The organism is Streptomyces sp. GQ60 (genome assembly GCF_059758875.1).
Genome location: NZ_JCAXEG010000005.1, coordinates 269,758 through 285,169, shown reverse-complemented (window position 1 = coordinate 285,169; position 15,412 = coordinate 269,758). Strand labels below are relative to the sequence as shown.

The 15,412-nt window shown below is 73.4% G+C and carries 12 protein-coding genes; 4 read left to right on the top strand and 8 right to left on the bottom strand.

The annotated features are described in order from the left end of the window. Positions 1–20: 20 nt before the first annotated feature. The 8 genes from AC6CKD_RS15380 to AC6CKD_RS15345 all read right to left on the bottom strand — a co-directional run bounded on the left by AC6CKD_RS15380 (position 21) and on the right by AC6CKD_RS15345 (position 7,613). Complete coding sequence (locus tag AC6CKD_RS15380) at positions 21–1,454, bottom strand: FAD-binding protein (protein ID WP_498328128.1); 1,434 nt, start codon at positions 1,452–1,454, stop codon at positions 21–23. Between the two features lie 148 nt (positions 1,455–1,602). Continuing rightward, positions 1,603–2,649 carry an LLM class flavin-dependent oxidoreductase gene (locus AC6CKD_RS15375; RefSeq protein WP_498327846.1) on the bottom strand — a complete coding sequence of 349 codons (1,047 nt, stop codon included), beginning with the start codon at positions 2,647–2,649 and terminating at the stop codon, positions 1,603–1,605. Positions 2,650–3,122: 473 nt separating this feature from the next. Then, positions 3,123–4,028, bottom strand: coding sequence for an ABC transporter permease (locus AC6CKD_RS15370; RefSeq protein WP_498327845.1), 906 nt, complete (start codon positions 4,026–4,028; stop codon positions 3,123–3,125). Continuing rightward, complete coding sequence (locus tag AC6CKD_RS15365; protein ID WP_498327844.1) at positions 4,025–4,855, bottom strand: ABC transporter ATP-binding protein; 831 nt, start codon at positions 4,853–4,855, stop codon at positions 4,025–4,027. Before AC6CKD_RS15365 ends, AC6CKD_RS15370 begins: the two co-directional genes overlap by 4 nt. A 9-nt stretch (positions 4,856–4,864) precedes the next feature. Further along, on the bottom strand, positions 4,865–5,650 hold the full coding sequence (locus AC6CKD_RS15360; RefSeq protein WP_498328127.1) for an ABC transporter substrate-binding protein: 786 nt from the start codon (positions 5,648–5,650) through the stop codon (positions 4,865–4,867). 30 nt (positions 5,651–5,680) lie between these two features. Beyond that, the gene (locus tag AC6CKD_RS15355) at positions 5,681–5,899 is read right to left on the bottom strand and encodes a hypothetical protein (protein ID WP_498327843.1); all 219 of its coding nucleotides are present in this window, start codon (positions 5,897–5,899) and stop codon (positions 5,681–5,683) included. A gap of 102 nt (positions 5,900–6,001) precedes the next feature. Beyond that, positions 6,002–6,559, bottom strand: coding sequence for an NADPH-dependent FMN reductase (gene ssuE, locus AC6CKD_RS15350; RefSeq protein ID WP_498327842.1), 558 nt, complete (start codon positions 6,557–6,559; stop codon positions 6,002–6,004). A 106-nt stretch (positions 6,560–6,665) separates the two neighbouring features. Then, positions 6,666–7,613 (bottom strand): TauD/TfdA dioxygenase family protein, encoded by a 948-nt coding sequence (locus AC6CKD_RS15345; RefSeq protein ID WP_498327840.1) that lies wholly within the window; start codon positions 7,611–7,613, stop codon positions 6,666–6,668. 1,273 nt (positions 7,614–8,886) lie between these two features. On the opposite strand from AC6CKD_RS15345, the gene AC6CKD_RS15340 reads away from it, so the two are divergent. The 4 genes from AC6CKD_RS15340 (at position 8,887) to meaB (ending at position 15,245) form a co-directional block, all read left to right on the top strand. Then, complete coding sequence (locus tag AC6CKD_RS15340) at positions 8,887–10,122, top strand: ROK family protein (protein ID WP_498327839.1); 1,236 nt, start codon at positions 8,887–8,889, stop codon at positions 10,120–10,122. A 62-nt stretch (positions 10,123–10,184) separates the two neighbouring features. Continuing rightward, positions 10,185–12,041, top strand: a complete 1,857-nt coding sequence (locus AC6CKD_RS15335; RefSeq protein WP_498327838.1) for a methylmalonyl-CoA mutase family protein — start codon at positions 10,185–10,187, stop codon at positions 12,039–12,041. Between the two features lie 20 nt (positions 12,042–12,061). Further along, positions 12,062–14,251: a methylmalonyl-CoA mutase gene (gene scpA, locus AC6CKD_RS15330; protein ID WP_498328126.1), complete on the top strand. Its 2,190-nt coding sequence runs from the start codon at positions 12,062–12,064 to the stop codon at positions 14,249–14,251. Positions 14,252–14,261: 10 nt separating this feature from the next. Next, a complete protein-coding gene (gene meaB, locus AC6CKD_RS15325; protein ID WP_498327837.1) occupies positions 14,262–15,245 on the top strand; it encodes a methylmalonyl Co-A mutase-associated GTPase MeaB in 984 nt (327 codons plus the stop codon). Positions 15,246–15,412 lie beyond the last annotated feature (167 nt).

The window sequence follows — 15,412 nt, the reverse complement described above, 5'->3', positions numbered from 1 at the left end:
CTCGGCCGAGACCAGTTCGATCATGCGACCAGCTCCGCCGGCCGCGTCCGCACCCGGTCGAGCCCGCCGGTCACGATCCGGTGGTGCTGCGCCGGGTCCTGCCCGGGGTGGTCGAGCCGGCGGGCCATCCCGCGGCTCTCGGTCCGGGCCAGCGCGGAGGCGTACATCCAGCGGGCGTGCGCCGTCATGGCCGCCGCCTGCCGGACCTTGACGAGCCCGGCGTCGTCCCCGCGCAGGGAGCCGCGCAACCGCGCCCAGACCTCGTCGAGGGCGCCGAGCGAGTCCGCGAGGACGGAGCCGCGCCTCAGGTAGTTCTTGTCGTACGGCAGCACCTGCTCCTGGACGAGGCGTACGAGTTCCCGTGCCTCCGCGGGCCCGGCCGGCGACCCGGCGCCCCCGGTCGGCCGCAGGCCCGCCCCGCCGGCCCCGGTGACCGGCCGGAAGGCGGCCCGGCCCGAGCCCAGCGAGCGGGCGTACCGGGCCGCGCCGGCCCCCGCCCAACTGCCCGAGGACATCGCCCAGGCGGCGTTGTGGCTACCGCCTCCGGTGAAGCCCCCGCAGATCTCCTCGCGGGTGGCCGCGTCCCCGGCGGCGTACAGCCCGGGGACGGCGGTGGCGCAGTCGTCCCCGGCGATCCGGATCCCGCCGGTGCCGCGGACGGTGCCCTCCGCCGGCAGCGTGACGGAGAAGCGGTCGGCGAAGGGGTCGATGCCGAGCCGGTCGAAGGTGAGGAAGAAGTTCGGCTGCGCGAGCCGCATCGCGGCCTGCGCGGTGGCGTCGGCCCGGTCGAGGCGGGCGTACGCCTTGGAGCCGGTGAGGAGGTGGCGGGCGATGACGCAGCGGCCGCCGAGGCTGGCGGCGCCCTCCAGGACCTCGCCGTCCTCCTGGTAGAAGGTGGCGAAGGCGTAGAAGGCCGTCTTGGTCACCGAGGTGCCCTCGGGGGCGATCCCGTAGGAGTTGGAGAACTCCATGCCGGACAGCTCGGCCCCGGCCTCGGCGGCGAACAGCGCGCCGTCCCCGGTGTTGGTGTTGGTGTTGGTGCCGAGCGCGCCGCTGAGGAAGGCGCAGCCCCCGGTGGCCAGGACGACGGCGCCGGCCCGGACCCGGTAGGGCTCGCCGGCCTTGCGGCGGGGGCCGGCGGCGCCCGCGACGGCGCCGTCCGCGTCGGTCAGCAGCTCGGTGACGGGTCTGTGGTCGAGGATCCGGACCCCGGCACGGCGGATCCGGATGCGCATGCGGCGCATGTATTCGGGCCCTTGGAGGCCGTTGCGGAGCGGCCTGCCGTCGGGCCGGTAGGGAAGGGGTAACGGCCTTCGTCCGCCAGCTCGTTCATCCGGTCGTAGGTCTCGTCGAGGACCCGGGACATCCGCCGCCGGTCGGAGAGGTACCCGCCGAGGCCCTCGCGGCTCGCCATCGCGGCTTCGCGGGCGGCCGGCTCCGGCGGGACGTACCAGACGCCGGTGCCACCGGCGGCCGTCGCCCCGCTGGTGCCGCAGTAGCCCTTGTCGGCGAGGACCACGGAGGCCCCGGCCGCGGCCGCCTTGAGGGCGGCCCAGGCGGCGGGGCCGCCGCCGACCACGAGCACGTCGGTGGCCTGCTCGCTCACGCGCCGGCTCCGGCGGTGGCGTAGCGGTTGGCGGGGCGCGCCAGCCCGTAGTTCTCGCGCAGGGTCCGGCCGGTGTACTCGGTGCGGAAGAGCCCGCGGCGCTGCAGGATCGGCACGACCTGGTCGACGAAGTCGGTCAGCCCGGTGGGGAGTACGGGAGCCATGACGTTGAAGCCGTCGGCGGCTCCCTGGGTGAACCCCTCCTCCAACTGGTCGGCGATCTGCTCGGGCGTCCCGGCGAAGACGCGGTGGCCGCGGCCCGCGCCCAGCCGGGCGATGAGCTCGCGCAGGGTGAGTCCCTCGCGGCGGGCGAGCTCGGCGACGAGCGTGAAGCGGCTCTTGTTGCCGTTGATGTCCCGCTCCTCGGGCAGCTCGGGCAGCCCGCCGTCGAGCGGCAGCCCGCTGAGGTCCACGCCCAGCATGTTGGAGAGCTGGGCGAGGCCGTACTCCGGGATCTGGAGCTCGGTGAGCTCCTGCTCCAGGGCCCTGGCCTCGGCCTCGGTGGAACCGATGACGGGGGCGATGCCGGGCAGGACGAGCAGCTCGTCCTCGGAGCGGCCGTACTTGGCGAGGCGGGACTTGAGGTCCTTGTAGAAGGTCTGCCCGTCGGCGAGGTGCTCGTCGCGGTTGAAGTTGCGGGCCTCGTCGACGCTGCCGGAGGTGACGATGTTCCAGCCGGCGCGGCCGCCGCTGATGTGGTCGAGGGAGGCGAACTTCCGGGCGGTGTTGAAGGGCTCGTTGAACGTGGTGGAGACGGTGGCGATGAGCCCGATGTGCTCGGTGACGGCGGCGATCGCGGAGAGCAGGGTGAGCGGCTCGAAGCCGCCGACGGCGTTGTAGCGGGCCTTGCCCCAGAGGGCGACCCCGTCGGCGAAGAAGATCGAGTCGAGCCGTCCGCGCTCGGCGGTGCGGGCCAGTTCCTGGAAGTAGCGCAGATCGGTGATCCGCTCGGGGCTGCTGGCCGGGTGGCGCCAGGCGGCGTCGTGGTGCCCGGCGTTCATGAGGAAGGCGTTGAGGTGGAGGGTCCGGGGTGTGGTGGTCATTTTTCTCGTCCTCGGTTCGGAGCGGGGGGTCTCGGGGGCCAGTGGCCTGGCCGGCCGGAGCCAAGGGCCTGGCCGGCCGGAGCCAAGGGCGGGGGCCAAAGTCGGGGTCGGGGTCGGGGTCAGAGCCGGGCCGGGTCCGGGCCCGGGGCCAGGCCAGGGACCGGGATCAGGACCAGGGCCAGGGCCAGGGCCAGGGGCCAGGGACCGGGGCCAGGGACCGGGCCAGAGGCCAAGAGCAGGTCCAGGGACCGGGGGCCAGGGCCAGGGGCCAGGAGCAGGGCCAGGGACCGGGGCCAAAGCTAGGAGCAGGGCCAGGGACCGGGGCCAAGGCCAGAGGCCAGGGACCAGGACCGGAGCCAAAGCCAGGAGCAGGGACTGCGGCCAGGGACCAGGACCGGGGCCGGAGCCAAGGACAGGGGTCAGGGCTCCGGGGGCCGGGTCCGGGGTGGGGCAGGGGTGGGTGGGGTGGGGGTTCAGGACGGGACGCGCCACGTGCTCAGTCGGCGTTCGATCGTGACGAGGATCTGGTTGAAGGCGAGGCCGATCGCGGAGATCGTGACGATGCCCGCGTACATCTGCGGGATCGCGAAGTTGAACTGCGAGGCGTTGATCAGGTAGCCGAGGCCCGCCTTCGCACCGATCATCTCGGCCGCGACGAGGACCAGGATGGAGACGGCCCCCGCCAGCCGGATGCCCGTGAAGATGACCGGCACCGACGCCGGCAGGATCACCTTCTGGAACAGCTTCGGCGTGGACAGGTCCATGGAGCGCGCCAGCTTCACGAGCGTCGGATCGGCGTTGCCCACGGCGCTGATGGTGTTCAACAGGATCGGCCAGACGCAGGCGTACACGACGATCGAGACCTTCGAGGTCTCCCCGATGCCCAGCAGCAGGACGAACACCGGCAGCAGCGCCAGCGCCGCCGTGTTGCGGAACACCTCCAGCAGCGGCCCGAGGAGCGCGGCCACCGGCCGGTACCAGCCGATCAGCAGCCCGAGCGGGACCGCGACGGCCACCGCGATGCCGAATCCCCCGAACGAGCGGGCCAGGCTGGCCTTGCTGTGCTCGGCGAGCTGCCCGTTGCCCAGCAGCTCCCACCAGGCCTTGGCGACCTCGCTCACCGGCGGCAGGAACGTCGCGTCGACCAGCCCCAGCCGCGGCGCCGACTCCCAGAGGGCCAGCAGCGCGAGGATCGCCGCCGAGCGCAGTGCCACCGCCCGCAGCCCCCGCAGGACGCGCAGCGCCGGGGCCGCGCCCGGTACGCGTACGGGGGGCCGCGCGGGGGTTCGTACCTCCGCGGGCGCGCGGTTCCGTACGGCCGTCGCCGCCACGGGCGCCTCCGTGTCCGTCTCCACCGCCGCTTCCACCGTGGTGCTCATACGGCGACCTCCTCCTTCTCCAGTTGCTGGGCGCGGGCCACCTCGTCGTGGAGCAGGGTCCAGATCTCGTGGCGGTAGCGGGCGAACGCCGGGCTGGAGCGCAGGTCTTCACCCGTCGCCCCGGTGGCCCGGTCGCCGAACGACACCGGGACGACCTGCTTGACCCGGCCGGGGCGGGAGGTCATGACGGCCACCCGCTGCCCGAGGTACACGGCCTCTTCGATGCCGTGCGTGATGAACACGACCGTCTTGCCGGTGCTCTGCCAGATCCGCCGCAGTTCGTCCTGGAGGGACTCGCGGGTCTGCGCGTCGAGCGCGGCGAACGGCTCGTCCATCAGCAGCACGTCCGGGTCGTACGCGAGCGAGCGCGCGATGGCGACCCGCTGGCGCATGCCGCCGGACAGTTCGTGCGGGTGCCGGTCCTCGAATCCGGTGAGGCCGACGAGTTCCAGGAACTCACGGGCTTTCGCCGCTCGTTGGCGGCGCGGGACGCCGGTGGCCTCCAGGCCGAACTCGGTGTTGCCCAGCGCGGTGCGCCAGGGCAGCAGCGCGTACTGCTGGAAGACGATGCCCCGGTCGAGGCCCGGCCCGGTGACCGGCTTGCCGTCGAGCAGGATCCGGCCGGAGGTGGGCGGGGTCAGGCCGCCGAGCAGGTCCAGGAGGGTGGACTTGCCGCAGCCGCTGGGGCCGACGACGACCACGAACTCCCCCGACCCGATCTCCAGGTCGATCCCGTCGAGGGCGGTGAACTCCTCCTTGCTCCTCCTGTTCTTCTTGTCCGTCGTCGGGAAGGTCTTCGTCACGGAGTCGAACACGATCTTCGCCATGGCAGCCGGTCAGCCCTTCCCGTGTCCGTTGAACTCGTTGGTGTAGAGGTCGGCCGCCTTGGGCTGGCCCTTCCTGATCTCGCCCCGGTCGCCGAGCCAGTCGAGCCAGAGCTGGAACTCCTTGTCCTCGATCCGGCCGCCCGTCTCGGCGACTCCGTAGGAGCGCCAGAACTTCAGGGTCGCCGTGTCCTCGTTGCGGCCGCGCTTCTTGACGATCTCCGTCATCCGCGCGATGACCTCCTCGCGCGGCGTGGTGCGGGACCACTCGATGGCCTTGGCCACCGCGGTCACGAACGTCCGTACGGTGTCCGGGTTCTGCTTGATGAAGCGCTCGGTCATGATGTAAGTCCCGGCGCTGAACGGGCCGAGCAGTTCCACGTCGGTGAACAGCGGCCGGATGCCGCCGGTCGCGAGGGCCTTGTCGCGCAGGACTCCGGTGAGGACCCCGACCTCGATCTGCTTCTGCCGCAGCGACTGTTCGGTGTTGACGGGCGGAACCACGAGGGGCTCGACCTTGGCCGCGTCCTCCTTGGCAAGGCCGCCCCGGCTCAGGTAGATGTCGAGCAGGGCCTGGTAGTGGGCGCCCAGGGTGTTCATGCCGACCTTCTTGCCGATCAGGTCGCGGGCGGAGCGGATCGGGCTGTCCTCCAGTACGTAGTAGCCGCCGTAGGAGTACTGGTCGGAGCCGTAGGAGGAGATGACGGCCTTGATCGGGGCCTTGGTGGAGGCGAGTTTGATGACCGCGCCGTTGAAGGCGCTGCCGAAGTGGGTCTGGCCGGTGGCGGCGGACTGGATGTCCTGCGGGCCGCTGGTGGTGTTGCCGACTCAGTCCAGGGTCACGCCGCCGAGGTAGCCGAGGTCGGCGGCGAGCTCGGGGAGCGTGACCGCGCCGACGGCTCCCTGGTACTTCAGGGCGGTGATCTGCTCGCCGCCGGAGCCGCCGGTGGCGGTCGCCGTCCCGCAGCTCACCGCGGCCGCCGAGATGCCGAGCAGGGTGAGGAACTGGCGTCGGGAGGTACGGGTGGTGGTGAAAGCTGCGGACATCGCGATTCCTTGTCGATCCGGGTCGGGCGGGTAGGGCCGGTCGGGCGCGGGTAGTGCGGGTGGGGCGCGGGCAGTGCGGGTGGGGCGGTTTCGGTACGGAGATCAGTGCGCGGTGGCGAGCACGACGGCCTCGGCGGCGCGCAGGGCCTCGGCGAACTCGTCGACGGCCTGGTACAGGTCCAGCTCCGCCTCCGGCCGCAGCCGGTCCGGGCCCGCCCCGCGCTCGACGGTGGAGTCCAGGACGAAGCGGCCGGCGGTGACGTGCCGGGCGCCGAGCGCGGCGAGGACCGGGCGCAGGGCGTAGTCGATGGTGAGGACGTGGGCGAGGCTGCCGCCGGTGGCCAGCGGGAAGACGGTCTTCCCGGCCAGTCCGTCCTGCGGGAGCAGGTCGAGGAAAGCCTTGAGCAGCCCGGTGTACGAGGCCTTGTAGACGGGCGTCGCGATGACGATCCCGTCCGCTTCGGCGACGGCTTCGAGGGCCCGGCGGATCTCCGGCTCGCCGCGGCGTGCGGCGAGCAGATCGGCGGCGGGGAGTTCCCGGACGGCGAGCTGCGCGGTCTCGAACCCGGCGTGGTTCAGGCGGCGCAGCACGTGATCGGCGACCACGTCGGTACGGGAGTGGACGGACGGACTGCCGGTGAGGGCGAGCAGCTTGGGCACGGAGCGCTCCTTGGCTGACGGGTCGGGGTGGCTCGGGTCGGACGGGCCGTTCGGGGGCCGGTCGGGGTCGGGCGGGGCCGGTCGGGGCCGGCCCATGTCTGTCGGCTCAGGCTTCGGAAGCTGCGGAGGCGGACGCTCCGGAGGCGATGCCGAAGGCCGGGTCCGGCACGGTCTCCGGGCTGATCAGCCGGGACGGGGCCCCGTCCGGACCGACCGGGACGTCGCCGTCGACCGTCACGCGGCGCAGGGTGCGTTCGTGGTCGTCGGAGTCGTCGACGCCGTAGTGCTGGGTGGCGCGGTTGTCCCAGATCGCTACGTCACCGGCCTGCCACTGCCAGCGGACGGTGTTCTCGGGGAGCTCGATGTGGGCCTGGAAGAGGTCCTGGAGGAGGCGCGAGTCACGGCCGGTGAGCCCGTTGATCCGCTGGACGAAGTTGCCGAGCAGCAGGGTGCGTTCGCCCGTCTCGGGGTGGACCCGGACGACCGGGTGCTCGGTGAGGAACTTGGTCGAGGTGAACACCTCGCGGTACTGGGCGAGTGCCTCGGGAAGGGCGTCGGGCTTCAGGGCCGCGTAGTCGTACTCGTTGGAGTGCACGGCGCGGAGGCTGTCGGCGAGGACGCGCAGCGGCTCGGGCAGGCCGGCGTAGGCGGTGGCCGTGTTGGCCCAGAGGGTGTTGCCCCCGTACGGGGGGATGGTGACGGCGCGCAGGATGGAGAAGGCGGGGTAGGCGGGGACGAAGGTGACGTCCGTGTGCCACTGGTTGGCGCGGGCTCCGTGGTGGGAGTCGATGCCGAGCGCGTAACGCCCGTCGGCGGAGGGCACGGTGGGGTGCGCGACGGGCGCGCCGAGCAGGTGGGCGAAGGCCTCGTGCCCGTCTGCGTCGAGGTGGTCCTGACCGCGGAAGAAGACGACCTTGTGGGCGAGCAGCGCGGCCCTGATCCCGGCGACGACGTCGGCCTCGAGCTCGCCGCCGAGCCGGACCCCGCCGATCTCGGCGCCTATGCGGCCGCCGATCTTGGTGACGGTGAGGTCGGTGCGGGTGGCAGTGGACATGAAGGGCTCCTTGTATATTTCCGCAGAGGAAGAAATGAGGGGACGCGAGGACGAGGGTGGTCCGACACAGTCGGGCGGACTGCGGACGGACGGGGTACGGGGGCGGGGTGGACGGAGGCGGGCCGACGGACGGCCGGATCAGGGGGACGGCGACGTTCAACGGGCATTACCCGACGGGAGTTGACCCGGTGGGCGGAGCCCGACGGGGGGCGGTTCGGCGGGCGTTGACCCGACGAGGTGGTGCGGTTCGGCGGGTAGACGCGGAACGACGACGCTCGGCAGACAGAGGCCGGACAGCGACGCTCGGACACGATCGGCCTGACCCCTGGAGCCCCACCCCACCGCCATCGACTGGCGACAAGGCGCGAGCCCCTACGGGCACCCTGGACGACCTCGGCACGAACACCCGGGCACTCGGGAACGCGGATCTCAGGGGCTCTGGGCTCAGGAACTCCGGGGTCTGGGGGCTCCGGACTCCGGGGCTCCGGGCTCCGGCTCCGGGGTTCCAGGGGTCCGGGCTCCGGGCTCCGGCTCCGGGCTCCGGCTCCGGGCTCCGGCTCCGGGGCTCCAGGGCTCCGGGGCTCCAGGGCTCGGGACTCAAAGTTCCAGGGGCTCCGGGGTTCCAGGGCTCGGGACTCCGCGTCCCAGGGCTCCGGGGCTCGACACTCAGGGGTGCTCCGGGCTCCGGGCTCAGGCGCTCAGGTACAGCTCGGGGCCGTACAACGACGGCCCTGACACTCGCCCGGCGCGGTACAGGGGCCGGGGGTGCGGAGCCGCGGGGCGAGGGACTCGGTCGCGGTCATGTCCCGGAGACTGCCAGCGCCCCCACCCCCGGTCAACCCCGCCGAGCACCCCCCACGACCACCCGCGACCCCGGCCCCACACCCCCCGCGACCTGCCCTTTCACCCGTTTCCGCCGCTCCCGGAGCGGCCGAAACCCATGGCCGGATTTCACGCCCCCGCAACGCACCCGCCACGCGGCCGGTTCGAATCCAGCCCCGCCGGCGTTTGAGGCGCGGGGCGCGGGGCGGAGCCCAGGGAGCGGCGCCGCACGGACCCGCCCACCACCGGTCCCACCTCCGACCCGGCCGGCGTTCGAGACGCGGGGGTTCGGGGGCCGACACCCCCGGGAGCCCCGCCGCACGGTGCACCCCACCCCGCCGCGCCCCCGCGCAGCGACACGCCGGGGCCCGGGGGCCGGCCCCCGGGAGCCGCGCCGCACGGTGCACCCCACCCCACCCCGCCGCGCCCCCGCCCCGCGCTGCGACACGGCATGATCGGGACCACACCCCACCCCCGAGGAGCCCGCCCGTGCCCCCCCACCCCCGGTGACGGCCGGGCCGCCGCCAACGCCGCCGCCGTGCTCCGCGCCGTCCTGACCCACGGCCCCCTCGCACGGAGCGACATCCCGAAGCTCTGCGGTCTCAGCCCGGCCGCCGTGTCCCGGCAGACCACCGCCCTCCTCCACGCCGGCCTGCTGCACGAGCACCCCGAACCGGAGCAGCCGCCCGCGGCGACCGGCCCCGGCCCCGGCCGCCCCCGCATCCCCCTGGACCTGCACACCGGCCCCCTCGGCGGCCCCCTCGCCGCCGGCCTGCACATCGGCGTGCCCTCCTCCACCTTCAGCCTCGTGGACCTCCGCGGCCGCGTCCTGGCCCGGCGGGCCTTCCCGCACGCGGGCCGCTCCCCCGGCCGCCTCCCCGCCGCCATCGCCGCCGGACTCGGCCGGTTCCTCCGGGAGTCCCACCCCGCCGGCCGGCCCCTGCTCGGCCTCGGCGCCGCCCTCGGCGGCTGGGTCCGCCCCGCCGACGGCACCGTCGTCCGGCACGACGCCCTCGGCTGGCGCGAGCTCCCCCTCGGCGCCGAGCTCTCCGACCGCCTCGGCCTGCCCGTCTCGGTGGACAACCACGCCCGCGCCGTCGCCCACGCCGAGATCCTCTTCGGCCGCCCGGAGGCCCGCTCCAGCCTTCTCCACCTCTTCATCGGCAACGTCGTCGACGCCGCCTTCGGCATCGAGGGCACCGTGCACCAGGGCCCGGGCGCAGCCGCCGGGGACGTCGCGCACCTCCCGGTGCCCGGTTCGCCGACCCCCTGCGCGTGCGGCCGTACGGGTTGTCTGCAGGCGAGCGCCTCCGACGGAGTCCTCGGCGCCGAGGCCGTGCGCCGCGGCATCCTTCCGGAGCTCGCGGACAACGCGGTCAACCTCCTGGTCGACGCCGCCGCCGCCGGCGACCCGCGCGCCGACCGGCTGCTGCGCGAACGCGCCCGTACCGTCGGCCGGGCCGCCGCCCTGCTCCTCGACGTGTTCAATCCGGCCGTCATGGTGGTTTCCGAGCTGTCCAGCGTCCTCCACGACGGCTACCTCGACGAGATCCGCGGCGCGGCCGGTGACCAGGGCCGGTACGGGCGGCGGATCGTCGCCCCGCACGCGGGTCCGGCCGTACTCGCGGTAGCCTCCGCGACCGTCCTCCTCGCCCCGCTCTTTCGTGACCCCTCCCGACTCACATGAGAGGGGGAGATCACATCCGGTGGTTATAGGTCGTTCACAGGTACCCCCCTAACATTCGAGCCATGACGGTCCTGCCTGATGACGGGCTCTCCTTGGCCGCCGAATTCCCTGACGCGACGCATGAGCAGTGGCAGCGCCTGGTAGAGGGCGTGCTGCGCAAGTCGGGCAAGGAAGTTTCCGGCGAGGCAGCGGAAGACGCGTTGTCCACGAAGCTTGAAGACGGGCTCACCACCCGCCCGCTGTACACCGCGCCCGACACCGCGCCCGACACCGGTTTTCCCGGGTTCGCGCCCTTCGTACGGGGCGGACGTGCCGAGGGCAGTGCCGCCTCGGGCTGGGACGTGCGCCAGCGGATCGCGGGCACCGACCCCGTACGGGTGAACGACGCGGCCCTGGCCGACCTCGAGAACGGCACCACCTCGCTGTGGCTGGCCGTCGGCGACGCCGGCCTCCCCGCGGAAGGCCTGGGCCGTGCGCTGGAGGGGGTCTACCTCGACCTCGCGCCCGTCTCCCTGGACCCCGGCGCCCAGTACGCCGAGGCCGCCCGGGCCCTGCTCGCGCTCTACGCCGAGCGCGGGGTGGCCCCCGAGGCCGCCCACGCCTCTCTGGGCGCCGACCCGCTGGGCCACGAGGCCCGGACGGGCCAGGCCCTGGACCTGGCGGAGGCCGCCGCGCTCGCCGCGGAGACGGCCGCCTGGCCCCACGTGCGCGCCCTGACCGTCGACGCCCTGCCGTACCACGAGGCGGGCGGCAGCGCCGCCGAGGAGCTGGGGCTCTCCCTGGCCACCGGGGTGGCGTACCTGCGCGCCCTCACCGATGCGGGTCTGAGCACCGAAGCGGCCTTCGGCGAGCTGGAGTTCCGCTACGCCGCCACCGCCGACCAGTTCCTCACCATCGCCAAGCTGCGCGCCGCCCGCCGGCTGTGGGCCCGGATCGCCGAGGCCTGCGGGACCCCGGGAGCCGGCGCCCAGCGCCAGCACGCGGTGACCTCGCCGGTGATGATGACCCGCCGCGACCCGTGGGTGAACATGCTGCGCACCACCGTCGCCTGCATGGCGGCGGGCGTGGGCGGCGCGGACGCGGTGACCGTGCTCCCGTTCGACCAGGAGCTCGGCCTGCCCGACGCGTTCGCGCGCCGCATCTCCCGCAACACCTCCACGATCCTGCTGGAGGAGTCCCACCTGGCCCGGGTGATCGACCCGGCGGGCGGCTCGTACTACGTCGAGCAGCTCACCGACGAAATCGCCCACGCCGCCTGGGAGTTCTTCCGGAGCGTCGAGAAGGCGGGCGGCCAGGCCGCCGCCCTGCGCTCCGGCCTGGTCGCCAAACGCCTCGCCGCCACCTGGGCCGCGCGCTCGAAGAAGCTGGCCACGCGACGCGAACCCGTCACCGGAGTCAGCGAGTTCCCGCACCTCTCCGAGAAGCCGGTCGTACGGGAGCCCGCTCCGGCCCCGCTCACCGGCGGACTGCCGCGCGTGCGGCGCGATGAGGCGTACGAGGCCCTGCGCGCCCGCAGCGACGTACACCTGGCGGCGACGGGCGCCCGGCCCACCGTCTTCCTGGCGGCCCTGGGCCCGGCGGCCGCGCACACCGCCCGCGCCACCTTCGCCTCCAACCTGTTCCAGGCCGGCGGCATCACCCCGGTCCACGACCCGGTGTCGGTTACCGCGGAGACGGCCGCGGCGGCGTACGCCGCGAGCGGCGCCGACGGCATGGCCGTTCTCTGCTCCAGCGACGCGCTGTACGAGGAGCAGGCCGAGGCGGTGGCCGCGGCCCTGCGCGCGGCCGGCGCGACGACCGTGTTCCTCGCGGGCAAGCCCGGCACCGCCGCGACGGCCGTGGACGAGTACGTCTTCGCCGGCTGCGACGCGGTCGCCGTGCTGTCCTCCGTACTCGACCGGATGGGAGTCGCGTCTTGAGCACCGACCGCACCCCCCGCATCCCCGATTTCTCCGAACTCCCGCTGGACGGCGCGGCCCCGGCCGCCGGGTCCGAGGACCAGTGGCGCACCGCGCTGAAGGAGTCCACCGGCTCGGGAGCCGCCGAGCTGCTGTGGGAGACCCCGGAGGGCATCGGCGTACAGCCCCTGTACACGGGCCGCGACCTGGAGGGCCTGGACTTCCTCCGGACCTACCCGGGTGTGGCCCCGTACCTGCGCGGCCCGTACCCGACGATGTACGTCAACCAGCCCTGGACCATCCGGCAGTACGCGGGCTTCTCCACGGCCGAGGAGTCCAACGCCTTCTACCGCCGCAACCTCGCGTCCGGCCAGAAGGGCCTGTCGATCGCCTTCGACCTGCCCACGCACCGCGGCTACGACAGCGACCACCCGCGGGTGACGGGCGACGTCGGCATGGCGGGCGTGGCGATCGACTCGATCTACGACATGCGCCAGCTCTTCGACGGCATCCCGCTGGACAAGATGACGGTGTCGATGACGATGAACGGCGCCGTGCTGCCGGTCCTCGCGCTCTACATCGTGGCGGCGGAGGAGCAGGGCGTCTCCCCCGACAAGCTCGCCGGGACCATCCAGAACGACATCCTCAAAGAGTTCATGGTCCGCAACACCTACATCTATCCGCCGAAGCCCTCGATGCGGATCATCTCCGACATCTTCGCCTTCACCTCGCAGAAGATGCCCCGCTACAACTCCATCTCGATCTCCGGCTACCACATCCAGGAAGCCGGGGCCACGGCCGACCTGGAGCTGGCGTACACCCTCGCCGACGGCGTGGAGTACCTGCGGGCGGGCCAGGCGGTCGGCCTGGACGTGGACGCCTTCGCGCCGCGCCTGTCCTTCTTCTGGGCGATCGGCATGAACTTCTTCATGGAGGTGGCGAAGCTGCGCGCGGCCCGCCTCCTCTGGGCCCGCCTGGTCAAGCAGTTCGACCCGAAGAACGCCAAGTCCCTGTCGCTGCGCACGCATTCGCAGACCTCGGGCTGGTCCCTCACGGCGCAGGACGTCTTCAACAACGTCACCCGCACCTGCATCGAGGCGATGGCCGCGACCCAGGGCCACACCCAGTCCCTGCACACCAACGCGCTGGACGAGGCCCTCGCCCTCCCCACCGACTTCTCCGCCCGCATCGCCCGCAACACCCAGCTCCTCCTCCAGCAGGAGTCGGGCACCTGCCGCTCCATCGACCCGTGGGGCGGCAGCGCGTACGTCGAGAAGCTGACGTACGACCTGGCGCGCCGGGCCTGGCAGCACATCCAGGAGGTCGAGGCGGCCGGCGGCATGGCGCAGGCCATCGACGCGGGCATCCCGAAGCTCCGCGTGGAGGAGGCCGCGGCCCGCACGCAGGCCCGCATCGACTCGGGCCGCCAGCCGGTGATCGGCGTCAACAAGTACCGGGTGGCGACGGACGAGCGGATCGACGTCCACAAGGTCGACAACTCCTCGGTCCGCGCCCAGCAGATCGCCAAGCTCCGGCGGCTGCGCGAGGAGCGCGACGAGGCGGTCACCCAGGACACCCTGCGGGCGCTGACGAACGCGGCCGAGCGCGGCGACGGCAACCTGCTCGCCCTGGCGGTCGACGCGGCACGCGCGAAGGCCACGGTGGGCGAGATCTCCGACGCCCTCGAAAAGGTCTACGGGCGGCACGCGAGCCAGATCCGTACGATCTCGGGTGTGTACCGAACCGAAGCAGGCGATTCCCCGTCCCTGGAGCGCACGCGTGCGCTCGTCGACCGGTTCGAGGAGGCGGAGGGCCGCCGGCCGCGCATCCTGGTCTGCAAGATGGGCCAGGACGGGCACGACCGCGGCCAGAAGGTGATCGCCACCGCCTTCGCCGACCTGGGCTTCGACGTCGACGTCGGCCCCCTCTTCCAGACCCCGGAGGAGGTGGCCCGCCAGGCCGTGGAGGCCGACGTGCACGTGGTCGGCGTCTCCTCGCTGGCCGCGGGCCACTTGACCCTCGTACCGGCGCTCCGCGAGGCGCTGGCCGAGGAGGGGCGCGAGGACATCATGATCGTCGTGGGCGGGGTCATCCCTCCCGCGGACGTCCCCACCCTCCTGGAGATGGGTGCGACGGCGGTGTTCCCGCCCGGCACGGTCATCCCGGACGCGGCGCACGACCTGGTGACGCGGCTGGCCGCGGACCTGGGCCACGAGCCGCACGAGCTGTAGGCGAGCCCGGGTGCCGAAGATCGACCTCGCCGCCTACAGCAAAGGGGTGCTCGACGGGAAGCGCGCGTTCATCGCGCGCGCGATCACCCTCGTCGAGTCCACCCTGCCGGCGCACCGGGCCATGGCCCAGAGCCTGTTGACGGAACTCCTCCCCCACGCGGGGCGGGCGCGCCGGATCGGCATCAGCGGCGTGCCGGGCGTCGGGAAGTCCACCTTCATCGACGCCTTCGGCACGATGCTGACAGGACTCGGCCACAAGGTGGCGGTCCTGGCCGTCGACCCCTCCTCAACCCGTACGGGCGGCTCCATCCTGGGCGACAAGACCCGGATGGAACGCCTCTCCGTGGACCCCGCGGCCTTCGTCCGCCCGTCCCCCTCGGCGGGGACGCTGGGCGGGGTGGCCAAGGCCACCCGGGAATCGATCATCGTGATGGAGGCCGCGGGCTACGACGTGGTCCTCGTCGAGACGGTGGGCGTCGGCCAGTCCGAGACCACGGTCGCCGGAATGGTCGACTCCTTCCTCCTCCTCTCCCTCGCCCGCACGGGCGACGGCCTCCAGGGCATCAAGAAGGGCGTCCTGGAACTGGCCGACGTCCTCGCCGTCAACAAGGCCGACGGCCCGCACGAGCGCGACGCGAAGTCGGCGGCGCGCGAACTGTCGAGCGCGCTGCGCCTGATGCACCCGGCCGACGCCGCGTGGACCCCGCCGGTGCTCACGTGCAGCGCCCGGGAATCCACGGGCCTGGAGGAGGTCTGGAACCGGCTGGAACAGCACCGCGTGCTCCTGGAAGCGGGCGGCCGCCTGGCGTCGAAGCGCGCGGCCCAGCAGGTGGAGTGGACCTGGTCGATGGTCCGCGACGAACTCCTGGAACGCCTCCGCTCGAACCCGGCGGTACGAGACCTGGCCCCGACCCTGGAATCAGCCGTCCGGGCAGGCACCCTGACCCCGACCCTGGCGGCGGACCACCTACTGTCGGCCTTCACCGACTCCTGACGCGGCCGGGCCACATCCAGCCTCGCCGGCGTGTGAGGCGCGGGGCCACATCCAGCCTCGCCGGCGTGTGAGGCGCGGGGCCACATCCAGCCTCGCCGGCGTGTGAGGCGCGGGGTCTGGGGCGGAGCCCCAGGAAACGGAGAAAGGGCGGGGCGGGGAGCAAGCCC